The sequence below is a fragment of the Acidicapsa borealis genome (assembly GCF_059115245.1).
Genome location: NZ_JCACNY010000001.1, coordinates 3,752,095 through 3,778,024 on the forward strand (window position 1 = coordinate 3,752,095; position 25,930 = coordinate 3,778,024).

General features: G+C 57.8%; 15 protein-coding genes, 1 tRNA gene and 1 riboswitch. Of the genes, 4 read left to right on the forward strand and 12 right to left on the reverse strand.

Annotation, left to right across the window (positions count from 1 at the left end; genetic code table 11):
• Window positions 1-13 precede the first annotated feature (13 nt).
• Window positions 14-865, forward strand: coding sequence for a tyrosine-protein phosphatase (locus tag AC5S27_RS15370; protein ID WP_493935449.1), 852 nt, complete (start codon window positions 14-16; stop codon window positions 863-865).
• 35 nt (window positions 866-900) lie between these two features.
• On the opposite strand, the gene AC5S27_RS15375 is transcribed toward AC5S27_RS15370, so the two are convergent.
• From AC5S27_RS15375 to AC5S27_RS15385, 3 genes are all read right to left on the reverse strand, one after another.
• Window positions 901-3,075, reverse strand: coding sequence for a hypothetical protein (locus tag AC5S27_RS15375; RefSeq protein ID WP_493935450.1), 2,175 nt, complete (start codon window positions 3,073-3,075; stop codon window positions 901-903).
• A gap of 177 nt (window positions 3,076-3,252) precedes the next feature.
• Window positions 3,253-3,999 carry an SDR family NAD(P)-dependent oxidoreductase gene (locus AC5S27_RS15380; protein WP_493935451.1) on the reverse strand — a complete coding sequence of 249 codons (747 nt, stop codon included), beginning with the start codon at window positions 3,997-3,999 and terminating at the stop codon, window positions 3,253-3,255.
• A gap of 37 nt (window positions 4,000-4,036) precedes the next feature.
• The gene (locus tag AC5S27_RS15385) at window positions 4,037-4,636 is read right to left on the reverse strand and encodes a carboxypeptidase-like regulatory domain-containing protein (RefSeq protein WP_493935452.1); all 600 of its coding nucleotides are present in this window, start codon (window positions 4,634-4,636) and stop codon (window positions 4,037-4,039) included.
• 420 nt (window positions 4,637-5,056) lie between these two features.
• On the opposite strand from AC5S27_RS15385, the gene AC5S27_RS15390 reads away from it, so the two are divergent.
• Together AC5S27_RS15390 and groL are read left to right on the forward strand one after the other, a co-directional pair.
• Window positions 5,057-5,365: a co-chaperone GroES gene (locus tag AC5S27_RS15390; protein WP_493935453.1), complete on the forward strand. Its 309-nt coding sequence runs from the start codon at window positions 5,057-5,059 to the stop codon at window positions 5,363-5,365.
• A gap of 93 nt (window positions 5,366-5,458) precedes the next feature.
• Window positions 5,459-7,132 (forward strand): chaperonin GroEL, encoded by a 1,674-nt coding sequence (gene groL / locus AC5S27_RS15395; RefSeq protein ID WP_493935454.1) that lies wholly within the window; start codon window positions 5,459-5,461, stop codon window positions 7,130-7,132.
• Window positions 7,133-7,501: 369 nt separating this feature from the next.
• Here the strand turns inward: groL and AC5S27_RS15400 are convergent, their stop codons facing one another.
• The 5 genes from AC5S27_RS15400 to AC5S27_RS15420 form a co-directional block, all read right to left on the reverse strand.
• Entirely contained in the window at window positions 7,502-11,647 is a 4,146-nt protein-coding gene (locus AC5S27_RS15400; protein WP_493935455.1) for a carboxypeptidase-like regulatory domain-containing protein, read from the reverse strand.
• 289 nt (window positions 11,648-11,936) lie between these two features.
• On the reverse strand, window positions 11,937-14,477 hold the full coding sequence (locus tag AC5S27_RS15405; RefSeq protein WP_493935456.1) for a TonB-dependent receptor: 2,541 nt from the start codon (window positions 14,475-14,477) through the stop codon (window positions 11,937-11,939).
• A gap of 39 nt (window positions 14,478-14,516) precedes the next feature.
• Window positions 14,517-14,723: riboswitch (cobalamin riboswitch) on the reverse strand.
• Between the two features lie 281 nt (window positions 14,724-15,004).
• Window positions 15,005-16,696, reverse strand: a complete 1,692-nt coding sequence (locus tag AC5S27_RS15410; protein WP_493935457.1) for a hypothetical protein — start codon at window positions 16,694-16,696, stop codon at window positions 15,005-15,007.
• A 2,498-nt stretch (window positions 16,697-19,194) separates the two neighbouring features.
• A tRNA-Arg gene (locus AC5S27_RS15415) sits at window positions 19,195-19,271 on the reverse strand.
• Between the two features lie 174 nt (window positions 19,272-19,445).
• The gene (locus tag AC5S27_RS15420; RefSeq protein WP_493935458.1) at window positions 19,446-19,769 is read right to left on the reverse strand and encodes a hypothetical protein; all 324 of its coding nucleotides are present in this window, start codon (window positions 19,767-19,769) and stop codon (window positions 19,446-19,448) included.
• A gap of 139 nt (window positions 19,770-19,908) precedes the next feature.
• Here AC5S27_RS15420 and ispG point away from each other — a divergent pair, with 139 nt between their 5' ends.
• Window positions 19,909-21,171 (forward strand): flavodoxin-dependent (E)-4-hydroxy-3-methylbut-2-enyl-diphosphate synthase, encoded by a 1,263-nt coding sequence (gene ispG / locus AC5S27_RS15425; protein ID WP_493935459.1) that lies wholly within the window; start codon window positions 19,909-19,911, stop codon window positions 21,169-21,171.
• Window positions 21,172-21,285: 114 nt separating this feature from the next.
• On the opposite strand, the gene AC5S27_RS15430 is transcribed toward ispG, so the two are convergent.
• The 4 genes from AC5S27_RS15430 to AC5S27_RS15445 all read right to left on the reverse strand — a co-directional run bounded on the left by AC5S27_RS15430 (window position 21,286) and on the right by AC5S27_RS15445 (window position 25,868).
• Window positions 21,286-23,046 carry an alpha-L-fucosidase gene (locus tag AC5S27_RS15430; RefSeq protein WP_493935460.1) on the reverse strand — a complete coding sequence of 587 codons (1,761 nt, stop codon included), beginning with the start codon at window positions 23,044-23,046 and terminating at the stop codon, window positions 21,286-21,288.
• 107 nt (window positions 23,047-23,153) lie between these two features.
• Window positions 23,154-24,002, reverse strand: coding sequence for an N-acyl homoserine lactonase family protein (locus AC5S27_RS15435; protein ID WP_493935461.1), 849 nt, complete (start codon window positions 24,000-24,002; stop codon window positions 23,154-23,156).
• A 53-nt stretch (window positions 24,003-24,055) separates the two neighbouring features.
• A complete protein-coding gene (locus AC5S27_RS15440) occupies window positions 24,056-24,907 on the reverse strand; it encodes a fumarylacetoacetate hydrolase family protein (protein ID WP_493935462.1) in 852 nt (283 codons plus the stop codon).
• 100 nt (window positions 24,908-25,007) lie between these two features.
• Window positions 25,008-25,868 carry an SMP-30/gluconolactonase/LRE family protein gene (locus AC5S27_RS15445; RefSeq protein ID WP_493935463.1) on the reverse strand — a complete coding sequence of 287 codons (861 nt, stop codon included), beginning with the start codon at window positions 25,866-25,868 and terminating at the stop codon, window positions 25,008-25,010.
• Window positions 25,869-25,930 lie beyond the last annotated feature (62 nt).

Sequence of the window (25,930 nt, forward strand, 5' to 3'; positions counted from 1 at the left end):
TCGACTCCCAAGCATGATCGATATCCATCATCACCTGATTTACGGCGTGGACGACGGCTCCAAGGATCTCGAAATGTCTCTCGCCATGGCGGAAGTCGCCATCGACGAGGGCGTCACTCACATTGCCTGTACACCGCACTCAAGTGATGCCTACCCCTATCAGGCTGAACTGAACGCAGAACGCATGGCTGAGATTCAGTCAAAGCTCGAAGGACGCCTCGAACTCGTCCTCGCCTGCGACTTCCATCTCAACGCCGACAATATCCAGGACGCCATCGCCAACCCGCTGAAGTACTCAATCGGCGGCAAAGGCTACCTGATGGTCGAGTTCCCCGAAATGGCCATCCCGCCACAGCTCGGAGCCTCGCTGCACCGCCTGCAGGCCGCCGGTTATACCAACGTCATCACCCATCCGGAGCGCAACCCGGTCATCGTTAAGCACCCTGAAATGCTCGCTGAATGGATTCGCATGGGCTGCGTCACGCAGGTCACTGCGTCGGCCCTCTACGGCCGGTTCGGCAACTCGGCGGAAGCCTTCGCCAACGAGATGCTGGACCGCAACTGGATCCACTTCCTGGCTACCGACGCCCACAATCTTGACTGGCGTCCCCCGCACATGAAGAAGGGCTACGAATATGTCGCCAACCGCGCAGGCGAAGAAACCGCCCGCCGCCTGTGCTACGAGAACCCGAAGGCCGCTATCACCGGCGCGAAAATGCCCCACCAGCCGGAAGCCCTCGGCATCTGGGACAGCGGCCCGATCAAGTTCGGCGACACCGTGAAATCAGCGCCAAAGCGGCAAAGCTACAGCTCCGAACCTGCCAAGCCTAGCAAGGGCTTCTTCGGCAAGCTCTTCGGCAAGTAAACTCGATACACCAGCCTTCACTTGATCCCGAGCGCCTACTCGGTTGCTCCGGGATTGAACTCTGACCAGGCCTTGATGCGGTCGGCACGTGCGAGGATGCGCACGGAAGGCCCGGAAGGCTTGGTAGGGGTGAGTTGCCACTCTCCTGGCCCGATAGCGGCTAAATGAAATTCTCGATCGACCTCGCGCAGATCCTGCTTCACGCTCTCAGGAAATGCGCCCGATTGCCGGGCGGTTTCCCACTGATGGATCACATCCAGAACCGCGCGAATTCTACCCTGCTTCGGATCCACACTTGCGGAGCCCTGTCTCGCCTGGCTGTCGAAGCTCGTGGCCAAAGCAAACCCTGCATCGTAGCCGGCAGCCCGTGCGCAAAGCCACTCAGCGTCTTCTACGGATGTTTCTGGTCGCACAGAGAACCAGCCCAGCATGCGCGGCATCAGGTTACGCGTGAAGTAGAGCTGATTCTTAAGCCGATACAACGTCTGGCTCTCGCGAAATCCGGCATACCAGGGTTCACCCCAGTTGTAGCGGGTGGCAATATGCCAGGTGAAATGGTGGGCATTGCTGGCATCGTTGATGATATGTCCACGCAGTCCGGGCTTCAGCGCGTCGTACCATGCCTTCGTGAACAAATCGCATCCATATTGGCCCATGCCGCTGGACCAATTGCCCTCGAGACCATCGAGCGATAGTTGTTTCGCGCCAGTGTGATTGCAAAAGGCCGCTAGAGACCGCGCGACCTCTTCGCCAAGTTGGATGTCGGTCAAAAAGACTTTATAGTCGTGATCCATGAGCTTGGCGACAGAGTCACCTTTCCGGTGAGAACTCGCTGTCGTTCCCCACGCTCCCCGCTGGCATTCCAGCAGCCTCAACGGAGTCTCCGTTGAGACCGCGCCGTATCGGATAAGTTCCTGGCCGATCATGACAGTCTGCATTGCTGTTTTCTTCTGAAAGAAGGCTGGGTCGGCCACATCGATTATTGTTTGTACCGCATCGAGATCGCTGACCAGCGCACTCATGCCGGTGACGGCCAGGCGCGGATCCGGCTTCGGAGTGACATACGGATCATTCGGCGTAATGAAATTCGAGAGAGTATGAAAACCCACAGCAATGCCAGCTTTGCGCGCCTTCAGTACGCACTCTCGAAAGCCATCCCAACCGTTCGGGAATAGGTCAGGCTTCAGCTTGAAGTGTCCCCAGGTCTCAAATGGCGAGCTCTGATAGAGATACTTGAGGCCAGCGCGCTGCGTCATCTCAATTGCTTGGTCGATCGTGCTCTCGCCAAAGTCGACGATAAGGTACGATGCAGTGGCACCCGGCGCCATCTTTGCCCACGTCCCGTTCAGCATCGGATGCGGCAGCCCCTCGGCTACTTCGATTTCACCAATTGCCGGCAGCGCCTCCGCCGCTGGTACCGCGAAGAGTGCAATCTTGCTGCCAACCACGCCTCCATCGGCAAACGGGAGCGCAGGAAATTTGTCATTGCCCCAGTTGCTGATAGAACGCGCCTCGCCGCGGTTGCGGCAATATGCCTGTAGCGCACTGCCATAGGGCATGTGCTTGGCTGTGTCGCCCAGCCATCGCTGCTGCGTCCTCAAGGCATCTGGCAAGCCCGGGTAGATCCCTGGGTCGTCGGCCACGACACCCTCCGGTTCGACATCGCTTTCTTGAGATGGATATCCTCCCAACGTCTTGACGTTCAAAGCCTGAATGCTCACTGCAAATTCGGAATCCCGAACTACGCCGACAACTTCACCAACCAGATCGCCAATGATGGTGGGATAAGGACCCCATACAACTAGTTCCACAGGGTGCGTGCTGCGCAGACCCATCAACTCGAAGGTCACATGCGTGGCCTTCTCCCTTACCGCTAACACTGCCTTCGCCTCAATATCGTCGTAATCGAGAGTTAAGGTATTCCGCGCCGCAATCCACGCAGCGCGGCTGGGCGCATGCAGATTGCCGGCGACGCGCAAGCTCAAGACTGGAGCGGGCTCTGCGGGCGCGAGGTAATTTCGCCCGCCACTACCCTCGATTGCAGCGAGGGCTCCCGTTGCGTTGATACGGAAGGTGGCCGAATGAGTTTTTAGCGCCAGCAGTTCAGCAGCTCGCGCACCTTGCGCCAGAGAGATCGGAGAGCTTGCCGTTCCAGTCCCATACGCAGCTGCAACTGCTCTTCGGATGCCCACAAATGAAAGCGAGTACAACCCACTTCCCAAAACTTGAATGAAAGCTCTCCGCCGCATCGTCACACGTCTCCTTCCGACACCCAGCCAGGATGGTTCATGCAAAATCCTAACAACGACGGACGGGTGACTGAGGTCAATTCGCTTGTCTGGGAAAGATTTACGAACCGACGATTCGAATGAACACTCTACGATTGGCTAACTCAAGCCCAGGCCGCCATCGACAGCCAGAATCTGCCCTATGATGAAATGCGGGCCATGAGCGAAAAAGAGCACTGCCTCGGCAACAGCGGCAGCAGATCCGTTGCGGCCCATGGGAGTCTTGGCTGCGAAGTGGGCGGCTTCAGCGCCTGCGCCTTCCAGTTCGATATAACCCGGAGCAACGCAGTTGACGCTGACCTCAGGCGCAAAAGCCTTGGCCATCGTCTGCGTCAACATATGCAGCGCAGCCTTTGACGAGCAGTAGTGAGCATGCGTCGCCCACGGATGCGTTCCACCGAGTGAGCCGAGATTCACGATGCGGCCATGCGCTGCTTTCAAATAAGGCAGCGCCTCGCGAGCCATGAGAAATGGCCCACGAGTGTTCGTCTCGAAGACGCGGTCCCACTGCTCTAGGGTGATGTTGCTAAGTTGAGCTGATTCAAAGACCGCTGCATTATTGACGAGCAGATCGATTCCGCCGAACTTCGTCACGGTCGCAGCAACTACCCGTCGAATGCTATCTTCGCTGCGGACATCGAGTTCGACCGCTTCACATCGAACGCCAAGCGCCTCGACTGCGCCAACAGTCTGCGCAGCCTCTTGCGAAGACTCGCGATACGTGATGGCCACGTTCATGCCCGACCGCGCCAGGGCCAGCGCCAGTTCCCTGCCGACACGCTTCGCTCCGCCCGTTACAAGAGCGGTCTTGCGCACGGAGGACGACAGCAGTTCATGGCGGCTCATGCGGTCCTCAACTGGCAGTCCACTAAGGGTGTGGAGCTTAGTTCTGTAGCACCGCGCCCTGATTTGGAGGCGTTGGTTTGGCCTCACTCTTAGGTGCTTCAGGTTTGGTCTCGGACGGAGTGTCTGGCTTCGGGTCTGCCTTAGGATCGGCCTTTGAATCAGCCTTCGGATCCGCCGACTTATCATCCGATTTCTCTTCGTGCTTCTTGTAGATCGAGTACTGCTCACCCGGACGCTTCATCTTGATTTCGAGCGCCATGGTGTCCTTGTCGATCTTGAAATCCTCGCCGTAGGTCTGGAAGCCGGGAGCGATGATCTGCAGGCGTACATTCGAACCCACGTCCAGCAAGTCCATCATGGCCTTGCCTTCGTCGTTGGTCTTCAGCTCCATGTTTCCCGCGTTCTTGCCGTCTTCGAGCGGATGGAAGATCACCGAAGCATTCTCGATCGGCCTGCCGCTGCTGGCGCGGATCACGGTGATCGCAATCTTTGCGGTTGGCGGCGGAGCCTTATATTTGCGACCGCGCTTGCTGGCGTCCTGGGCTTGGCTGGCGGTGACCGCTGTCAAAGCGGTGAGCAGGAGTGCTGCAACGATCAGACGACGTGACGAAAATAGCCTTTGCAACATAGCGTTCATTGTATTCCTTCTCAGGCTGCTCCCGCGACCCTGCGGGCGAACGAGCGCTTCCTTTCCGAATGAGTCTTGTTTCCTTAGACAGCCCAGGCTGCTAGCCGTCACTTGTTTTCTTGGGCTGTCATTCCCGGAGGGAAACTGATGCTGTTTTTTGCTTACCCGAGGCGTCCGCGAATTGTTAACGCAATATTTATTAGCGCAAGTCACTCACATTTTCCACCGAAGACCCTTGACAACCCCTACGCGACTTCCCTACTCTAGCACTTGGCTAGGGAGACTGCTAAAGCTCCTGAAGGAAACTTCGGTTTCCGGCCGATTCGGACGGTATCCGTCCTGAGACTTCTGGCAACACCTTCGCGAGGCGGGCTGAGGCTCACTTGCAAATCACTCGTAAGTAATTTGTAAACAAGGAGATGCAACAGTATGGCAACATCCGTAGCTACCACCTTTACTCCGCTGCATGATCGCATCCTGGTTCGTCGCGTAGAAGAGGGCGAAACCATCCGTGGCGGCATCATTATTCCTGACAGCGCCAAAGAGAAGCCCCAGGAAGGCGAAGTCATCTCCGTCGGCAAGGGCAAGTCGAACGACGAAGGCAAGGTTTTCCCCCTCGACGTGAAGGCTGGCGACCGCGTTCTCTTCGGTAAGTATTCCGGCACCGAGATCAAGATCGACGGCGAAGAGCTGCTGATCATGCGCGAAGAAGAAGTCCTCGGCATCCTCAGCAAGTAGTGCTGACGTAAGCCGGGTCAGTGAACATCGAAGCGAAATGCCTTTGATCACTGACCACTGAACACTAACCACTGTTCCAAGGAGATTTGAGAAATGGCAAAGCAGATTTTGCACGGAGAAGATTCCCGTCAGGCGATTTTGCGCGGAGTGAACATCCTCGCGGACGCCGTCAAGGTGACCCTCGGCCCCAAGGGCCGCAATGTGGTCATTGAGAAGAAGTTCGGTTCGCCGACCATCACCAAGGACGGCGTGACCGTCGCCAAGGAAATCGAGCTATCCAACGCGCTCGAGAACGTCGGCGCCCAGCTGGTGAAGGAAGTTGCTTCGAAGACCTCCGACGTTGCCGGTGACGGCACCACGACCGCGACCGTTCTGGCCCAGGCCATCTTCCGCGAAGGCGTGAAGACCGTTGCCGCCGGCGCTAACCCGACCGCCCTCAAGCGCGGCATCGACAAGGCTGTCATTGCCGTGATCGGCGCAAAGGACAAGGAAAACAACTGGTCGGACGGCGGCGCCCTGGGCTCAATGTCCAAGCCGGTGACCGATGATTCCGTGGCCCAGGTGGGCACCATCTCCGCCAACGGCGATGTCGAGATCGGCGAAATTATTGCCGGTGCGATGAAGACCGTAGGCAAGGACGGCGTTATCACCATCGAAGAGTCGAAGACGATGCAGACCTACCTCGAGACCGTGGAAGGCATGCAGTTCGATCGCGGCTACCTGAGCCCCTACTTCGTGACCGATGCCGACCGCATGGAAGTGGCCCTCGAAGATCCCTACATCCTGATCTACGAAAAGAAGATCAGCAACATGAAGGACCTTTTGCCGCTGCTCGAGCAGGTTGCACGTCAAGGCAAGCCCCTGCTGATCATTGCTGAGGATGTCGAAGGCGAAGCGCTCGCGACCCTCGTGGTGAACAAGCTGCGCGGCACGCTGAACGTGGCCGCCGTCAAGGCTCCTGGCTTTGGCGACCGTCGCAAGGCGATGCTCGGCGATATCGCGATCCTCACCGGTGGCGAAGCCATCACCGAAGACCTCGGCATCAAGCTGGACGGCGTCAAGCTGGAACAGCTCGGCCGTGCGAAGCGCATCACCATCGACAAGGACAACACCACCATCGTCGACGGTTCCGGCGACGCAGCCGCTATCTCGGGCCGCGTGAAGGAAATTCGCTCGCAGATCGAAAAGACCACCTCGGATTACGATCGTGAGAAGCTGCAGGAGCGTCTGGCCAAGCTGGTTGGCGGCGTTGCAGTCATCAAGGTCGGTGCGGCAACCGAGACCGAGCTGAAGGAAAAGAAGGCTCGCGTTGAAGATGCTCTGCACGCAACCCGTGCGGCCGTTGAAGAAGGCATTGTCCCCGGCGGCGGCGTGGCCCTGGTTCGTTCGACCACTGCGGTTGACGCGCTGATCAAGACCCTGGAAGGCGATGAGAAGATCGGTGCACAGATCGTCCGTCGTTCGCTCGAAGAGCCGCTTCGGCAGATCGTTGCCAATGCCGGTGAAGAGGGCGCAGTGGTTGTGGGCAAGATCCTCGAGTCCACCGATGCGCACTACGGCTACAACGCGGCAACCGGCAAGTTCGAAGACCTGGTTGCGGCCGGCGTCATCGACCCGACCAAGGTAACGCGCACTGCTCTGCAGAACGCGGCCTCGATCGCTGGCCTGCTGCTCACCACCGAAGCCCTGATCTCCGAAATTCCGGAGCCCAAGGCAGCCCCAGCCGGCGGTCACAACCACGGTGGCGGTATGGACGGCATGTACTAGAACTACGCGTCCGGCGAACCGCGCCTTTCGGCGCAAAAAGCAACTGCAAAGGCCTCCAGCTTCAAGCTGGGGGCCTTTTGTTTTATCACCGATGTTTGTGCCAGTCACGCCGCGATCAATCTCTGAGAATGTCCCACAAAATTGTTCCACGCGGAGCAATTTTCGGTGAATGGGACGGCTCTGGAAAACTTTGTTGGAAGTGCTTTCTCTTCATAGACTTACATTTGCGTTGAATTAAGGTGTTTTGTGCATTGTTGCAGCGAACGGTAAGTCGGCGCGCGTGAGTGGTTGCGTGAGCAAGCGAAAATGCCCCCAGCAGTCCGAATCGGATGCTGGGGGCATTTGCCTTTGTTGGACGTTCGTGGCAGATCAGAAAGTTACGTGGACGCCCATGGTGACAGCTCGGGAGCCGCCGATGGTGCCGGTGACGGACCCGAAGTTGGCTGCATTGTTGGGGCAGCCTGCTATGTTGACACCGCTGGCTGGGATGGCGTTGGTGCTGTTACAGGTGCCTACGCCAAGCGGGATGATGGTTGGGTTCTGGAGGCCTTTGCCGCTGCCGGTGGAATAGGGGATCTGGTCAAGGTTGGCCTTGGCGCTCTGCTGATCCGTTGGGGCAGCGCTGGTGACGATCTGGCCATAGTTGACATAGTAGTAGGTGCCAGGCTCGCAGTTGTTGCCCTCCTTGGTCGCGGAGGTGGAGCAGGCTGAGTTCTGGCGAATCTGAGCCTGATCCTGGGGCACGTCCAGGCTGGTGGTGTTGGTGACGTTGAAGACATTGAATTCGTACTGGATCGCCAGCTTTTCCTTGGGGTGGAAGCTCTTGCGCAACGAGAGGTCGAAGCGCTTCTGGGCTGCCTGACGGAAGATGTTGCGCTGGTTGGTGGGCGCGAAGTCAGTCTCGTAGATGTCCTGCGGATCGTTGCCGGTTGAGACAGGTACGCCCTTTTGGCCGGGTTGGAGGTAGTTGATGGCGATCTGGGTTGGGTCGATGTAGGGGATGTAGTTGCCGCCAGTACCGCGAACCTTACCCGAGTTGCCGGTGAGCGACCTCTTCACATTCTGCGGATCCTTGACGGGCAGGATGGGGTTGGCAAGTGTTGGGTAGTCTCCGAAGTAAACGCTACCGACTGCGCCGTAGAACTCGTAGAGCGAATAGGGTTCGCCGCTCTGCAAGATGCCTACGCCGGTGAGGTGCCAGTCGTTGGTGACATACGCCAGTGCGGAGTGCTCGCGGGCTACGTTCGGAGCAATCAGCTGGAAGTTGGCGCTGAAGACATGGGTACGGTCGAAGTCCGAAGACGCATAGGAAGAACGCAGGTTGTTGGGGTTGTTGCCGGTGAAGAACAGGCCGATGTCGCTCTGCTCGTCCAACGTGTGGCTAAAGGTGTAGCTGATGCCAGCCTGTACGTGGTGCGAGAGACGCTTCTCGAGATGCGCTTCGAGGGCGTTGTAGGAGGAGTTGCCGGAGGTCCGGAAGATGGCTGCGTTGGGGCTGTAGCCGACATAGGGAACCCGGAAGTCGGTGTTGCCGCCGTCTTCGGTATTCCATGGTTCGCCGGCGATGCTGTTGTAATCGTAGCCGCTGAAGGAGTTCTGGTTGAGAACCTGGAAGCCATAGGTGGCGGTTTCCCCATGGATGGGGTTGCTGGCTGTCGCGATGCCCGGCTCGTTCAGGGGTACGGGAACGACTGCGTGGCGACCGAGGTTGCCGGTGTAGCCGATCGTGATAGCCACGTCATTGGTGGGCTGGTACTGGAAGTTGAAGCTGAAGTTGATTGTGTAAGGCAACACGTTGTTCTTACCGTAGGCGCCGAAATTCAGCACGTCCGGGCAATCGGTGTAGCCTTCCTGGTTATCGATGGCGCCGCACTTCTTGCCGAATTCCGCGCTATCGCCGGTGAGGTTGTTGAGCACTGCCTGCAAGGAGGGCTTGATGGTGCTTGGGTCGGAACTGGGGCTGGAGTAGATTGGCGAACCGATGGGGTTAGCGAGCGTCTTGCCTGTGCCGACGATATAGCTGGCCAGCGGTGCAGACTCGGTCACACCAAACGGACCACCGTTGCCGCTGCCCGCCGGCTGCGAGAGGTAGCTGAAAAGTTCACCGCGGTCGTAATAGAGGCCCGCGCCACCGCGAAAGACGACCTTGCCGTGGTTTTGCTTGGGAGACCAGGCAAACCCGACACGAGGCGAGATGCCCCACTGGCGGCCGGTCAATGTTGAATCGTTGGAAGCGAAGTCAGCTGTATCGGAGTTGGCTTTGTTGTTGCGGGCGATTTCAAAGCCTGCGTTGTTGACGATAAAGCCCTGCGTTGTGTCTCCAGTGACGTCGTAGCGGGATGGGTCGAAGTTGAACATGTTGCCATACTTCTCGGTCAGGCCGCCGTGGTAGTCATAACGGACGCCGGCGGTGATGGTGAGATTGGAGAGGACCTGCCACTTGTCCTGCACATAGGCTGAGATTTCGTTGGACCGGTAGTAGCGGTCAGCATTGTTGCGGTTGGTATTCGGATCGATGCTGTCCAACACGGAGGAGCCGTTGGACTTATCTGCAAGGAAAGTTTGAAAGTTCTTGGCTTTGATCTGGGCTAGTCCGGTGCGGTTGTTGTCGATATTCAGCTGGGTGTAGCTGTAGCCGCCGCCGGCGACGATGGTGTGCTTACCGAGCGCAAAGATCACGTTCGTCGAAGGATTGACGCGGTTCTGGGTGTAGCCCATGTTGGCGAAAGAGCTGTATGGGCCGACCTTCAGGCCGGGCGAATCCACCTGGCTGCTAGCAAAGGACGAAATCAAAAGACCAGGCAGACCAGTGCCATTGACGAGGCCGGGGATGGTGCCGCCTGCGCCAACGCCGAAGTTCGGGGAGCCACCGGGGTTGGTCACGGTCTGATCGAAGGAACTGTAGGACTTGGTGCGGGTAAACCCGAGGCGCTGCTCCCAGTTGAAACGCGAACCGATGGAGATGGTGTTGTCCAGTGCGCCGACCTGCGCATCGTTCTGCTGGGTTACGGGGAAGCCGCCGGTTTGAGAGTAGCCATACGGCTTTGAGACCGGATCGGTCTGATAGTAGTACTTGAGCGAGAGGCGATCCTTGGCGTTGACATCGTAATCCACGTCGCCGACGCCCTGATCGGCGGTCAGGATCGAAGTGCCCTGAAGGGTGACGTTGGGGACACCATATTGGTAGGGCTCGTTGGATTGAGCGGAGGGAATAAGGTACTGGCCGTTGGGGAGCTTGGCGTTGAGCAGCGAAGTGGCGATGGGACCGATGGCTCCTGTGTAGGTCTTACCGCCGGCCCATGACGTGGCAGCAGATGTGAGACCAGCGATCGAGCGATCGTCGGTCAGGCCGACGGGTACGTTGAATTGCGTGAGACCGGTGGATTGATCTGAATTGTAGCGATGCTGGTATGCGACAAAGACGAACAGCTTGTCATTATAAATGGGTCCGCCAGCGGTAGCGCCTGTGGACCAGCGATGCAGGGCCGGATTGACCAGGGAGCGGGGAAACGCGCCTACACCTTCGGTGGAGAGCTGGTACTGCTGGTTGAAGAAATAGGGTGCGGCGTTGAGCGAGTTGTTGGCGAAAGTGCCATAGATCTGGCCGTGCCAGGCGTTTGTGCCACTGGCAGTGTTGACGTCGATCTGGGCGCCTGAGGTTGCGCCCTGCTGGGCGTCATACATCGAGGTGTTGACGCGGATTTCCTGAGTGAACTCGGGTGGAGGGGAAGGCAGGCTGTTGCCATTCGAGCCATAGACCGAGGTGCCGGTGGGGTTGGCGCCGCCGATTGTTCCGCTACCGGCTGCCGACGAGCCCGAAGTACTGCCCGCGCCGATGTTGAAGTTATAGCGCTGCGAGGTAGATCCGCTGGAGCTCTTGCCGTTGAAGAGGTTGGTGACGTCGACGCCGTTCACCTGGAAAGTGTTGGAAGTGTCGCGCTGGCCGTTGGCCCAGATGGGCTGGTTGCCGAGACCGCTGTTGGAATCGAGTCCGCTGAGGAGTTCCGCGTTCACACCGGGAGAGAGCACGGCGAGCTGGGTAAAGCTGCCGGTGGCGAGCGGGGTGAGCGCGATCTGCGATGCGTCGAGAGTGTAGCCGTTGGTTGCGTCGGTAGCATTGAGAAGCGGATTAGCAGTGACTTCAACCGACTCGGCGACCTGGCCTACCTTGAGGGTGGCGTTGATAGTAGTCGCACGCGCTTCCTGGACAGTGATGCCATTCAACGTCGTGGTCTGGAACCCGTCCCGGGTGATCTTCACAGAGTAGGTGCCGATGGGTAGATTGAATATCTGGAAGAAGCCATTTCCCTGGGTTTTGGCGGAGCGGCTGAGATCGATCTGGGTGTTGGTCACGGTGACGACGGCGTCTGGGACTGAGGCTTCAGAACTGTCGAGAACTGTTCCGTTGATGGAGCCGAGGGTTTGCTGGGCCATAGCCGATGCCGTGGAAGTCAAGGCAACGAGAATTGCCAGCATGCCACGACAGGCGAAACGCCTCCAGTAAGTTGTAGACATAGTCTCCTCACAGATACTTCGTTATGAATTGTTTTTGATTGTCTTGCGGACAGATCGCATGCCTGTCCTTGGGCATAACGTGCTCTTCTCTAGTCCGTTGTTGAGCGAGAAGCGACAACGGCGAGCAACTAGATCCGGGGTATTTATTGATTAACACAGATCAGCTTTAGGGCAACAATAATCTCCTGCAAATTCAACAAGATGGTGGAAAACGGGGGCAGTTTCCACGATCCGGTCTACTGGATCGCGAAAACTACCCCCTACTGAAATGCGGGATTGGTAGGTTGGATTACCTGGATTTGCCTAGTGTGAGTCGGAGGCCGACACGGTAGGTGAACGGCAGGCTGAGGTAGCCGATGGGGGCTATGTGCTGGTTGCTGAGCAGGTTTTCTGTCTGTCCGTAGATGCTGACCCGGGGCCAGAACTGGTAGCTGCCGCCTAGATCTACTTTGGCGAAGCCGTAGTCGAGGTTACGGTTGGGCAGCAGGAGGCTGTTTCCGCCGTTGAGGTCGGAGTAAGCGAGGTAGGTGGAGTCGTCGCTGCGGCTGGAGAAGGCGGAGTTGAAGATCATTGTCCACTTCTGGCCGGTGTAGCTGGCGGAGATGAAGCCGCTGTGGGGCGGGCGGCGGAAGGGCCGTGCGCCCTTCAGCGGAGAGTACGACCCGATCGGGATGCCATCATAGGTCGGCTCGTAACCTCCGGCGAGGGCTTCGTTGTCGCTGCTGAAGGAGCGCTGGACTACGGCGTCGAGGTAGGTATAGCCGCCTCGGAGGAAGAGGCTGCGTCCGATGCCGCCTTCTACCGTGGTTTCGATGCCCTGGGCTCGGTAGGCTTCCGAGTTGACGTAGAGGCCGTAGTCATCGGTGTAGTAGTAGCCGAGGGCGGCTATCAGATCGGCTTTCTGCTGGTCGGACAGGCCGGGGATGAGGTTGGGCAGAAGACGTCCGCCGACCGACTCAATTTGACGGCCGAACTGGTTGTGGAAGTAGGTGGAGCGGAAGATGATGCGGTCGCCGAGGAAGGCTTGTTCGAGGCCGCCCTCGTATGTGCGGGTGGTGGGGGCGGTGAGCTTTCCGATGTGGAGTTGCTGGGCGACATCGGTGTAACCGTTGGTCGCGAGAAACTGGTAGAGCGAGCCGAACTGGTCGGTGAGGGCTGGTTCGCGGACTGCGTCGCCGTAGTTGAAGAGCAGGCGGGTCCCGTTGAAGATGCCGCGACGGGGCTTGATCAGGTAATAGGACAGGCCGGCGCGGGGTGAGGTCTGGGTGCCGAACTGAGAGTAGTGTTCTAGGCTGCCGCCGAGGGTGTAGAAGAAGCGGTTTTTGAAGTCGCCGTGGACAGAGGCGATGTAGTCGTAGTTGGTGCGCTCGGTAGACTCGTGGGTCGTATACGAGGGGATGTTTTCGAGGCCACGTTCATTTTCAAAGCGAAAGCCGATCAGGCCCGTAATGTGAGGGGTGAAGCGGTAGTCGCCTTGATAGACGAGCTCGTCGCGGTTGGAGGCGAGTTCGGATTTGTATGGATAGGTCTCTGGATAATCGAGCATGGCGCGACCGGAGGCTACGTAGCCGTTGGCGCCTTTGAAGGTGACGGAGTTGCCGAAGTAGGCGTAGGTGGGTCCGTAGACGGGATCATCGTAGTAGTCGATGAGCTGGCCTTCAGGCTGCCAGAGGGCGTACTGTTCGCGCTTGCGGGAGGCGCCGTAACGGACGACGTTGTGGAAGTCGAGGGTTGTCTGATTGTCGATGGAACCGCTGATGTAGAGGTCTTGATCTTTTTGTGTGGCGTCGTCCGCTACACGGTAGAACTGGTAGGCGTTAGGGACTCCGGTGGCGTCGACGCCGTAATGGATGGTGCCGCGAAGGGTGGTGCTGCCGGTGACCTGGTAGCCGAGGTTGGCTGCGGCGGTGCCGACATGGAACTGGTCGCGGGGGATGGAGTTCGAGGTCTGGAGCCAGGAGTAGGCGCTGTAGTAGTCGAGCTTCTTGCGGGCGCCGGCGAGTTCGGCATCGGTGCGGAAGGTGTGGAAGTCGCCGAATTCACCGCCGAGACGGAGGGATGGAGTGGACTTGAAGCCCCGCGGGGTGTTGAAGCTGACGACGCCGCTGCCAGCGTCCGCGCCGTAGAGGGTGGAGTTAGGACCGCGGTAGACTTCTACGCTTTCGACGCCAGTGGTGGACATGGGACCGAAGTCGAATCGGCCGCCCAGGTCGCCGGCTGAGACGCCGTCGAGCAGGACTTTGTTGGAGTCGGATGGGCCGCCGCGGACGAAGAGAGAAGTCTGCGCACCGAGTTGGCCGGTCTGGTAGACGGCGGTGCCGGGCATGAGGCGGAGGCCGCTGACAACGTCAACGCGGAAGTTCAGGTCGAGGGGGCCGATCACGCTGGTGGCTTCGCTGGTTTGCTGCTGGGGGGTAGGGGTGCCGGTGGGGGTGACGACGATGGACTGCCGGACCCATTCGGGCTCCATAACCAGCGTGCGCTCGACGCTGTCGCCGGCACCGGCGTAGAAGGCCGGCGGGTTGAGTTGGCGGAAGCCGGGAGCGGTGATGATGAGAGCGAAGCGTCCGGTCTGGCCGGTGGTGAATTGGAAGCTGCCGTCGGAGGTTGAGGTCGTGGAGGAGACGAGCTTCGTTCCGTTCATCAGGACCACGGTTGCGCCGGTGACCGTTGCGCCTGAAGTGTCGGTGACGGTACCGCGGATGACTCCGGCATAGGCGATTGCGGGGATAAGCAGGAAGAGTGTGCAGATAGTGCGAAAGGCGATGCTCGTTATGGCCTGGAAACGTGAGCCTTTGCGGCTGTCAGAAAACTTAAGCAATTTAGACAACAACATTCATATCCTCCGTCCCCCTCGGGACTAGAAGCGGGTGATTGGCACCTGAGGACCGGTCTCCTGACTTGCGCCTTTCCGGGCCGCCTTCCCAGGGCTCCTTGCGGAGTGGTCCCAGTGGCTGATGGCCGGATTCCCTGCCCCGCTGCCTGAGAGACGGCGTTGGGTAGGGGTGCGCTCACAGTTGCGGGGCAGCGACGGATTCGCACCGTCTTCCCGAACATCCTGGTGAGTCTCCGTTATGGGTTTCGCGCGGTGCCTGACGGCTTCAGCGCAGGAAAGGGTGCGAAATGGTAGCGGCCATGCAGGAATTGATCCTGCTGGCGGCGGCTTGGGAAACCTGCCTTTGTGTGATTCTTAAGCTCTGGCTCGAGGCCGATTCTTTCGCGCTCTTCGAACCGATTTAACAGGATTATACGCCGCCGCTCAATCAGTTACGGGACCGTGGCCAGACGCTGAAGCCTGCGGAGCAAGGCGATCAAGGCACGGGGAATCGTGATATTTACCCCGTTGCTCGGATCAATCTACTGTCCGATCAGCAATACGCCGCCCGAGTAGTTGGGCAAGATGATCTCGCCACCGTCGATGACAGGTGGCATGAACTTATTGAAGAGATTGTACTTGGCGCCATCCTGTGCGCCAGACCAGCCCCAATCGTCTGAGTCCCAGAGTTTTTGCAGGATGCCGTCGGCGCCTACGTGGACTGGATCGAAGATGAGGATGTGACCCTGCACTTTGTTGGCGTTGGCATCGCCGCGGGGAACGGCACAGACCAGCAGGTACGAGTTGGGGTCCTTTCCGTTGCTGGAACCCGAGCAGAAGCCCCCGGGCATGCCGCCGGGGGGATTGCCGCGGACATCCGGCGATGCGTATTCGCGGCTTTCTGCTAGATATTTTGGAACTGCGGATGAGCTTAGCTGCCATTTATGCAATTGCTGGTTCTCGCCCCAGACGAACAGGGTCCAGGCATTCAGCAGAGGGTCCCACATGGTTACCGGTGTGGCGTGCAGGTGAGCGCTATCGCCAAAGGGAAGGAAGTTCAGAGCACGCGGATCCTGTGGGCAGGGATCGATGTCGTTGCCGGGGCTCATGGTGGCCCAGACTGGGGATCCGCCTACGAGTTTGCCGCAGTTAGCGTGGGCCTTTGCCAGATCCGCTGGTTTCGTTCCGCCCATCTTCTCTGCGTGCATGCAGTAGAGTAAGCCGTCCTTTCCACCGCCGCAGACAATATTCAGCTCCGCAATGTAAGTGAGACCGCCCGAGCCAAGATCCTGATCGGTTCGAGCACCGGGAGAGAGCTGTGGATAGACAAGAAGGACGGGCTGTCCTCGTTCATTTCGTTTTGCTACCATGCGTGCATTCGCCATTGGCATGGACATTCCCCCACCGACGGGGCGGACCGCTTCGGTTTCCATGGACATGCCGGCTAGTCTGCTGGTGGGTCCAGTGTTGGCGGCGCCCGCGCGCGCGTCATCTGTCCAAGGTGTCCAGTGATCGACCACCTTGAGAGATGCTGCATCAGCAGTTGTGGCGGGCGTGTAGCGGATTTTGATGAAGCTTTCGCCCCACTGGCTTACGCCGTCGAAGGCGCCGTTGCCGGTCATTGCGTAGCAATCCTGATTACTGTCACAGGCCAATCCGGCACCGGCCATCCAAATTCCAGCGCCCTTGCCAATGGTGGTGGCTAACATTGCGGTTACTTTGTTCGTGACGGTTTCGAAGGCGAAACAATAGCCGGACGATCCGTTTGCGGTTTCGTTCACCGATCCGGTGCATTGCAGGACGGTCTTCACTCCCTGCGGGTGGATTAGCACGGCGGAGCTTCGCGCTTTGCGCATGGCGGTGTTGAAATCGAGGCCGTCGATGAGTACGGGCGCGACTGCCTTTGTTCCGTCAGCGACGTTCAGCACAAACATGAAGTAGCGCGCAGTCTTCGGGTTCCCGCTGCCATCCTGCGATACCCAGCAGACCTGGTAGTCGAGGGCCGTGTCGGGGTCGATGACGCCGGTGCTGAGGCAGCCCCACTTATCGTTGATTACGTGGAAGTCGATGGCGGCGCTGCCCTGGATTGGGGTGCCGAGGGTTACTTGCCAGATGTCGGAGCCATCGTGTGCGTCGACGCCGCGGACGACGTTCGCCATGCTGGGAAGGACCATCACGTCCCGCTTGCCGCGCGCAGTATGCACGCCGGGCAGGATCAGAGGTTGAGCTTCCATGCCGCGAGCATCTCCAAAGACCGGGATGACGGTTTTGAAAAGTACTCCCTTTGTCCTTACGCTTTCCTGGCTAAGAACAGTTTCGTTGCTGTTCCACCCGGACCGTGCGTTGTCGCCAGCTCGAGTAAGCCAGGGTTGCATCTGCTGTGCGGACGCCACTGAGGTCACGATGAGACATAGAACTGTGTAGACGCTTTTCTTCATGAGGCTCGCTGGACTTCTGAGGTTGAGGGGGGACGCATATTGAAACCTCTTGCAAACAATTCGCGCGAAGTCAGAGGAGATGCTCCCAGCAGAGCCACCTAGCATCGGTTGCATGGAGGCGTGAATGCTATAGTGGTGGTCTTGTATACCTGTGAATCTGGATCGACGACCGTGGGCCTTAACGTTATCTGCTGCTTGCGGTGGGAGTCAATATGAAGTTAAGAGTGCTGTAAACGCGCGTTCATACTACTTCGTTTCACAGGTTCGAAGTCCCGTGTCGCAGTTCCGCAATGCAAGATAAGCGCCCTTACCCCAGAGTGGCCATCTTCAACTACGAATCTGAACGCTTCTCTGTCGCTAAGGGCAAACATCTCTCTCGGACTGATGTGACATTTGCAGACCAGACAGAGAACGGAGTCTCCGACCTTCGGCCTCCATTTTCGCATGATCTCAAACGACGGTATGAGAGGCGCAATCACTATTGGAAAATTGAAAATGAAGTCGAAGGCCATACACCAGGCACATTTTTCTGTGTCTGTCGAAGACTCGATCGCGGTTTGTATAAATCGAATTGAAGAAATTTGGTGCCAGGAACTTCTAAGACCGAATGACGATGCAATTCGACTCAACAGAGCAGCACTTCCATGTCATTGTCTTGGATCGAGAAGCAGTGTTTGACAATTTAACTTCATGCATCGGCCTCCAGTCATTGAAAATCAACAGAGCTTTGGTATACTAGTGACAGTTACACACGACATATAGCTCAGTATTCCTCGAAACCTCTTAGTTTCGGAGGTTTTCATGTAGAGCGTAAGTACATCCCAATCGAGGAAAAATAGTTGATTACTTTACATTTTACCTAATACTTGCGTGTGGATAGAGTTGATCCTGCAAGAGGCAAACATACACCTACAAAGATGGCGCTAAAGCGAATCTTAACCTAGCTGATGGCGCGTTGATGCGGACCATTTCTACCTGACCTCGTTTGCGTAGCCTGTCGGGTATACGACAATTCAATTCGCCACTATCAGGGGGTGTAGTCGCAGTTTTCTTTAACTCCAGAGCGGGGTAAGAGTGAGTTAATGCTTCATCAACTCGAAGCCTCCAGCGTGGCCTCACAACTGCGCTTTTTGAACGTCTTGCTGCATTTGATACGCCCATAGCTCACATGCGGCCGCGGAATCCGTGTTGCCTGAGTGCAAGCTACGCCCTAACGTGTCGTCTATAACCCACATAGAAAGGTAACTACTATACGAATGAGGCTTCTGAAGCGGTTGTTGTGCTGGTTGAAGAAATTGAAGGCGCGTCACGACGCAGACCTAGCGAAGATGTCTTGGTGGGATGACCAATTATGATCGAAGGTACTTAACGGAACAACCAAGTAAGAAAGGTATCGACTGAATAGATGAGGTTATTGAAGCGACTGTTGAAGCTGCTATTTACTTCTTGGAAAGACAGCACACGAAGGAACAGACCGAAGAAGAGAGATGCGCGGCTCGCACTTGGTAGTCTTCGAGGGGATCAACGATTCGGCTAGAGTGCTGGACATCACCTTCAAAGTTGCGATGCCAGCTCCCTACATTGAAGGGCCGGTTTGCTCGTTGCGGGATCGGTGAACTGGAAACGATGTACCTATGCGCCAAGTGTGCGCCGGATATACGCGAAGTATCCCAAGGCTTACTGTCTTAACATTAAGGCAAAGCGCAACGGCAACCCTGCGATACTGGCGTATAGCCGAAAGTGGAAGCGAAAGAAGCGTGCGGAAGAGAAAGACCAGGCGGTCAGCACCCCCAACGAGAGCAGCAAGACCGATGATCGCACACCGCAATGTATTGCTTGCGGCCGGCTCGGCTTCACACGGTTAATGTATCGCTACCACCACATATTCTTCTGTAATACGCAAGACTGTATCGATGACATTGCTTAGTTTAAAGCAATCAAGTGATTTCTCTGGGGGCGATATCTTTAATGAAGCATTACCCTTCCGTTATTGACGGCATAAAGGACGGCTCGATCGCTGCGGAGTCACCACCGAACTTCGAAACGGTTTAGATCTTGCGGATCTGACGGAACTAGAAGCTATCTCATACATACCTTTGCGGTTTCGGTAGACATCATGAGACCAGCGTTGATTGCGGCTCTCATCCGCCACGTTTCAGGCGCTTGCGTGTTTATGAGATAGCTTGTAGAGCTTACGTTGGCTTGCTGAGCAAGTTGGACACCGATCCTGCGAGAATCTTGCTCCAAACTGTCTCATACGATTTTCTGCGTCCGATTGTGTGCTATCGATTCTATGGTGACCCTGGGAAGATTCGAACTTCCGACCTCCGGTTTAGGAAACCGCTGCTCTATCCAGCTGAGCTACAGGGCCACTTTTTGCTACTCGCAACGGTTTCCAGGAAATCGCTGGACTCAATCTAGCCTGCCCTTTCGGGCAGGCGGCCTGGTGAGCTACAGGGCCACGTTAGTGTTTCACTCCTAGTTTACTGCAACTCGTCAGAGCTAAGGCACCACTTTTTCAGATTGCCGAAGAGCTGATTTTCAGCTACTCCCGGTCAATTTTCAAGTCAATGGCGGAGACAGGTGGTTGTGCTGGGGAATTGATGCTACCGCAGGAGGGGTGAAGGATGAAGCGGACTACGCCGTTGCTGTCCTGAAAGGCCAGGCCGTAGGTGGAGCCGCCTTTGAAGTCGCCCCACGATTTGGGGACGGCGGTGACACAGTTGGTGACGCCGGTAAAGCGGTCAGACTGGTATTCGTCGGCGTGAACTTCCTGCCTGGGGTGGTATGCCTGGCCTACGAAAACTCCGATGGCGCCTGTGGCGGCGATTGCGGCTAGATTTACCAAGGCTGAGGGTTTGATCTGCATGTGATGGGTCTCCATTTGAGAACTCGGCAATTCGACAAGTTGTAGACGCTTCAGTGACGGCGTTCGCTCCAGACTTTTCCAGCTGAGGGCATGTGCGCGAGCTATTGGCTGCGGGGTGACTTGCGAGTAAACTGGGAATATGGCGGATATTGAGCGCAGGAAGTCGGTTACGGTCAAGATTGGCTCGGGAGCCAATACAGTTCGCGTGGGCTGGGAAGCTCCAGTGGTGGTGCAGTCGATGACCAACACGGACACGGCGGACGTTGCTTCAACCATTGAGCAGGTGGAGGCGCTGGCGCTGGCCGGCTCCGAGATGGTACGGGTGACGGTGAACAATGACGATGCGGCGAAGGGTGTGCCGTACATTGTCGAGGGGCTGGCCAAGCGCGGGATTCATACGCCGATTGTGGGCGATTTTCACTACAACGGCCATCTGCTGCTGAAGAAGTATCCGGACTGTGCTACGGCGCTGGCGAAGTACCGCATCAATCCGGGCAATGTTTCGATCGGGCGCAAGGACGATGACAATTTCCGGACGATGGTGGAAGTGGCTGTAGAGCACCAGAAGCCGGTTCGCATTGGGGTGAACTGGGGTTCGCTGGACCAGGCGCTGCTGACGAAGATGATGGACGCGAACAGCAAGTTGCTCAATCCCCTGCCCGCGCGTGATGTGATGATGGAGGCGATGGTTGTCTCCGCTCTGGACAATGCAGCGGCGGCGGAGCGGTATGGACTGCGGCGGGATCAGATTATTCTTTCGGCGAAGGTTTCGGGGGTTCGGGACCTGATTGATGTTTATACGAGTCTGGCTGCCCGGTGCGATTATGCGCTGCATCTGGGGCTGACCGAGGCGGGCATGGGAGCCAAGGGGATTGTGGCTTCCGCAGCTGGGTTGTCGCCGCTGCTGCTGGCGGGGATTGGCGATACGATTCGGGTGAGTTTGACACCTGCTCCGGGTGGGGCGCGGACGGAAGAAGTGCATGTGGCGCAGCAGATTCTGCAGTCGCTTTCGATTCGCAGCTTTATGCCGCAGGTGACAAGTTGCCCTGGGTGTGGGCGGACAACGAGCACGTATTTCCAAGAGCTGGCGGAGCAGATCCAGGGGTATTTGAGGACTTCGATGCCGGTTTGGCGGCAGGAGTATCCGGGGGTTGAGGAGCTGAAGCTGGCTGTGATGGGCTGCATTGTGAATGGGCCTGGCGAGAGCAAGCATGCCAACCTTGGGATCAGTCTGCCCGGCACGTTTGAGGATCCGGTTGCCCCGGTGTATGTGGATGGGAAGCTGTTTACTACCCTGCGCGGGGACAATATTGTGGCGGAGTTCCAGGGGATCCTGGATAACTATGTGGTCAGCCATTATGGTCAGGGGCAGAAGGAGCCGGAGTTGGTGGAGGTTCTTTAGCCGCCTGGGTTCAACAGCAGATGCCCTTTGGGAATGACAACAAGAAAAACAAAGACATGCAAGAGCGGCGAGATTCTTGGTCTCGCCGCTTTTTTGTGCGTTTGTATCTTTTGCCTATTTCTTCGAGAGTTTTAGGTCTTCTACCTTTACTGGGAGTGGCGTGCCTTTTACGAAAGGTTCTAGTGGGGTTAGCTCTATGTTGGCGGCGCTCAATGATTGGGGAAGCTGGATTGAGCCTTTGACGGACGTTGCGCCGGCAGCGATAGTCAGTTGTTTGCGGGTGCCGTTTACGACCAGGTCGATGGTGGAGGGTTTTTCTGTGCCGCTTACGGTGAGGTCGAGGTTGTAGGTCCCAGGTTTGGCTTCGATGAACCAGCGAAGTTTGTAGAGCGTCGGGCGGACTCCGTAGTCGCCGCCGTTGTAGTTGTAGAACTTGTCGGCGTCCTTGGCGGTCAGGGCGAAGCTGCCGTCTGATTCGGGGGCGAAGGCTGGTTGTTTGACTGCCAGTTTGCCTGCGAAGGGCAGGGTGATCACGGGAAGGTAGCCTGCGCCTTTGAGTGCGTCGGGGGTGAGCTGGACCGTGGTGCCTTCGGAGTTTTCTGAGACGGTGAAGCTGGTGCTTGTTTTGAGCAGCTTCGCTTCATTGGCGCCTGTCTGGTGCAGGCCGGGGAGGACTAGTTTTCCGTCTGCGGGAATGTCTCTTACGAAGAGATAGAGCTTGTCTTTGCCGACCGTTGCGTAGCCGAAGTCGAGTTTGCGGAAGGGCTGGCCGGTGGTTGCATAGATTGCCTCTTCCCTGCCCTTGATCCACCGGCCTACGCCGCGGAGGACGTCGGCTTCATAGGGGACGACGGAGCCGTCGCCTTCCGGACCGATGTTGAGGATGTAGTTGCCGCCGCGGCTGACGACTTCAATCAGGCGGAGGATGTTTTCGTTGATCTTGCCGGGGAGGTCTTCGCGCTTTTGCCAGGAGCGGTAGCCCCAGGTTTCTCCGAAGATTGAGGCGGGGGTCTGCCAGGGTTCGTCGATCTGGAAGGCTGGGACTTCGTTGTCACCCATGACAGTGAAGTCGCCTTCGTAGTTGAAGACGCGGCCGCTGACCATGGTGGCGGGCTGGAGGCGGTGGACGGTCTGGACGAAGGCTTTGCTTTGCTCGGCGGTGGGTTTGCCCATGTCGAACCAGATTTCGGAGATGGGGCCGTAGTTGGAGAGGAGCTCTTTCAGCTGGGCTACGTTAAAGGCGGCGTGGGCGGGGGTGATGGGGTTGCTGTTGCCTTCGATGTAGGTGCTGCCGCCGGGAAGATGCCAATCGATAGTGGAGTAGTAGACGCCGAACTTCATGCCGGCGCGAGCGCAGGCTTCGGAGAGCAGCTTGACGACGTCCTTCTTATAGGGGGTGGCGTCTACGATGTTGTATTTGGTCTGCGCGGTGTGGAACATGTTGAAGCCATCGTGATGTTTGGAAGTGATGACGATGAACTTCATGCCTGCGGCCTTGGCGAGTGCGACGATGGAGTCGGGGTCGAAGTTTGTGGGATTGAACTGGGCAGCGGTGGCGGCGTACTGGTCGAGCGGGATGGGCGCGTTAGCCATGATCTGTTCGCTGTAGCCGTTGTCGATCTGCTTGCCCTGCCAGACGCCGCCGAGTTGGGAGTAGAGGCCGAAGTGGATGAACATGCCGAATTTGCGGTCGCCCCAGGCTTGGACGTCGGCTGGGCTAGGGCGGGGCTGCGATAGGGGCTGGGGGCGGTCAAGAGGCTGAGTGGCTTTTTCTTTCGAGGTCTGGGCTTGCAGGTATGCCGATGGCTGTATTGCCATACCGAGTAAAAGTGCTGTTAGGAGTGCTGCGGTGCCCGGTTGGCGTGCTACTGACATGTGCTTACTCTCCTGGCTTGTATGCGGTTGAGCAACCGCTAACTTGGCCTAACCTTGATATCACAGCGATGGTAACGCTGGCATTCCTCTGCTTGTTACCGGCTGAGCTACTTAATTTTCGCTACCCGACCGGTGGTTGGGAATTTCTGAAATTGGAGTATGTCGTGGCCAGGGACGATACGGTCTGCAGAGCCTGCCAGCTTGATCATCCGCGCCTGATTGGCGATGTTGGCAGGGTGGTCGGCGTCGCTGAAGGTGGCGCTGGCGAGGTGCTGCTGCAGGTTGAGATAGAAGTAGGCATTGTCTGAGGCGAGAACGTAGTTGGGGTGGCCTTCGACGAGGAGATACTGGGACGCGTACGTGTGGCGGGCGCCGGTGTAGGCGCGGATGCCGGGGAAGATTTCCACGTTGTCGCCGTCAACGAGGTGGACGCGGCCTTCGGCGTTGAGCTTTTTTAGCTGCTCAACATCTTCGGGGTCAATACCGTCGTTGTCACCGTCTTTTTCCCAAGCTGCGCCGGTGTAGTAGGTGTACTCGGCTTTCTGAATCCAGATTTGCGCTTTGGGGAAGAGGTCGATGCCGCCCATGTGATCCCAGTGGGCGTGGCTGATGACGATATCTGTCACATCGAAGGGCTGGACTCCTGCGGTTTTGACGGCTTCGTCGGGGCGCAGGTAGTCCTTCATCGGGAACTCTTTGAGATAGGTGTCTCGATGGAAGCCGCTGTCGAAGAGGATTGTGTGGCCGCCGCCGCGGACTAACCAGACGACCATGGCGAGGTCGAGCTTTTTGTTCGCACTGTCTTTCGGAACGTCCACGACCAGATCGGAGAGTTTTACACCGGGTGAGGTGGCGTAGCGGACGGCTTGGATGGAATATTCGGGCGTGGCGCAAAGGGCGCTGGTGGAGGCGAGCAGATAAAGGACGGCGGTCACCAGAAAAGATCGTTTCGGCATAGGCCTCGATTCTAAACGGGCTTTCGTGATGACCTCTTTTTCCTTATTTTGAGCTAGACGCCGGGGTGAGCGATGACTTCCTGGCGCTGGTTGCCGAGGCCGTCGATGCCGAGGGTGATGATATTCCCAGGCTTGAGGTAGACGGGGGGCTTCTGGCCGAGGCCTACTCCGGGAGGGGTACCGGTGGAGATGATGTCGCCTGGCTGGAGGCTCATGAACTTGCTGAGGTAGCTGACAAGATGGGCAACGCCGAAGACCATAGTGCTGGTGGTGCCGTTCTGATATTGGTGATCGTCGACCTTGAGCCAGAGGTGGAGAGCTTGCGGGTCGGTGATTTCATCGGTGGTGACGAGCCAGGGGCCGATGGGGCCGAAGGTGTCGGCGCTCTTGCCCTTAACCCACTGTCCAGTGCCTTCGAGCTGGTAGGCACGTTCGGAGAGGTCGTTGACGACGCAATAGCCGGCTACGTAGGAGAGGGCATCGGCTTCCTTGACGTACTTGGCTTCTTTGCCGATGACGACGCCGAGTTCTACTTCCCAGTCTGATTTTTCGGAACCGGGAGGGATGATGACGTTGTCATCGGGGCCCATGATCGAGGAGGTTGCCTTCATGAAGACGACCGGCTCGGCGGGAACGGCCATGTTGGATTCGGCGGCGTGGTCGGAGTAGTTGAGGCCGATGCAGATGAATTTGCCTACCGAGCCGACGCAGGGGCCAATGCGGGGGTTACCGTCTACGGGCGGGAGTTGTTCGGGGTCGACTGAGCGCAGCTTTTCGAGGACGGCGGGCGAAAGGGTGGCGCCGGCGATGTCGGGGACGACGCCGGAGAGGTCGCGGATGGTTCCTGCAGCGTCGAGCAGGCCCGGGCGTTCTTCACCGGGGAGACCGTAGCGGAGCAGTTTCATTGATCGGGTCCTGTGTTCGGAATTTACGGCAGCATCAAGACTAACTGGCTGGACTGACCCCACTCAATATGCACTGTGTCAGCCGGAATGCAATTTCGTATCAAATTTGGACGCGGGAGAGGAATTCGGGGACGCCGGGGATTTCAGACTTCAGTCGAAAGAGCGCTCCTGCTAATGGGCCGTCCTCTTCCCTGCTTAGACCTCCGGCGGTAGTGACGTAAATGTCGGAGTAATCGTCGCCACCGAAGGTCAGGCTGGAGACTTTCCTGGTTGGGAAGCTAATTCGCTCAGCGATTGTTCCGGCCGCATCGAAGCGGACGAGGCTGTAGCCGCCCCAGAGTGCTGACCAGAGGCAGCCTTGCGAGTCGAGCGTCATTCCGTCAGGGAAGCCGTCTTCGGGTGTGAGATGTATGTGGATTTGGCGGTTGGAGAGCGAGCCGGTGGCGAGGTCGTAGTCGAAGCGGTAGATGGTGTATGCGAAGGAATCGGTGTAGTAGAGAATTGCACCGTCTGGCGTGAGGGCCAGACCATTGGAGCAGCCGATCTCTTCGAGCAGGACGTGAAGGGACCCGTCGGTATCGAGGCGGTAGAGGCGGCCTTTGCAATCCGTGCTGGACATGGTGCCGCAGAGGACACGACCGAGCGGGTCGGCGATTACATCGTTGAAGCGGGAATCCCGCTCTGCTGGAATTTCGGAGACGAGTTCGGTGAGCTGGCCGTCACACCAAGTGGCAATCGTGCCGCGGTCCATAAAGAGCAGAAGGGAGCCGTCGCTTTGGATGGTGAAGCCGCCGACGGGACGACCCTGGTAGCACTGCTCATGTTTGCTGGTGGCCGGATCGTATCGAAAGATGCGGCCTTGCGGAATGTCGCACCAGTAGAGGCACTTTTGGAATGGATGCCAGAGCGGGTTTTCGCCGGTTTCGCAGGCGTAGTCGGCAATGAGTTGAGGTATGTCCATGGTTGATTCCCTCGTTGGCTCCTGGTGATGAGAGGATAGCGGAATCTTTTGCTACATTGCAG

Bases quoted from the DNA above. Each gene is read 5' to 3' on its own strand.
- AC5S27_RS15370 (WP_493935449.1), top strand. From the start codon at position 14: ATGATCGATATCCATCATCACCTGATTTACGGCGTGGACGACGGCTCC.
- AC5S27_RS15380 (WP_493935451.1), bottom strand. From the start codon at position 3,999: ATGAGCCGCCATGAACTGCTGTCGTCCTCCGTGCGCAAGACCGCTCTT.
- AC5S27_RS15385 (WP_493935452.1), bottom strand. From the start codon at position 4,636: ATGAACGCTATGTTGCAAAGGCTATTTTCGTCACGTCGTCTGATCGTT.
- AC5S27_RS15390 (WP_493935453.1), top strand. From the start codon at position 5,057: ATGGCAACATCCGTAGCTACCACCTTTACTCCGCTGCATGATCGCATC.
- groL (WP_493935454.1), top strand. From the start codon at position 5,459: ATGGCAAAGCAGATTTTGCACGGAGAAGATTCCCGTCAGGCGATTTTG.
- AC5S27_RS15400 (WP_493935455.1), bottom strand. From the start codon at position 11,647: ATGTCTACAACTTACTGGAGGCGTTTCGCCTGTCGTGGCATGCTGGCA.
- AC5S27_RS15410 (WP_493935457.1), bottom strand. From the start codon at position 16,696: ATGGAAGCTCAACCTCTGATCCTGCCCGGCGTGCATACTGCGCGCGGC.
- AC5S27_RS15420 (WP_493935458.1), bottom strand. From the start codon at position 19,769: ATGCAGATCAAACCCTCAGCCTTGGTAAATCTAGCCGCAATCGCCGCC.
- ispG (WP_493935459.1), top strand. From the start codon at position 19,909: ATGGCGGATATTGAGCGCAGGAAGTCGGTTACGGTCAAGATTGGCTCG.
- AC5S27_RS15430 (WP_493935460.1), bottom strand. From the start codon at position 23,046: ATGTCAGTAGCACGCCAACCGGGCACCGCAGCACTCCTAACAGCACTT.
- AC5S27_RS15435 (WP_493935461.1), bottom strand. From the start codon at position 24,002: ATGCCGAAACGATCTTTTCTGGTGACCGCCGTCCTTTATCTGCTCGCC.
- AC5S27_RS15440 (WP_493935462.1), bottom strand. From the start codon at position 24,907: ATGAAACTGCTCCGCTACGGTCTCCCCGGTGAAGAACGCCCGGGCCTG.
- AC5S27_RS15445 (WP_493935463.1), bottom strand. From the start codon at position 25,868: ATGGACATACCTCAACTCATTGCCGACTACGCCTGCGAAACCGGCGAA.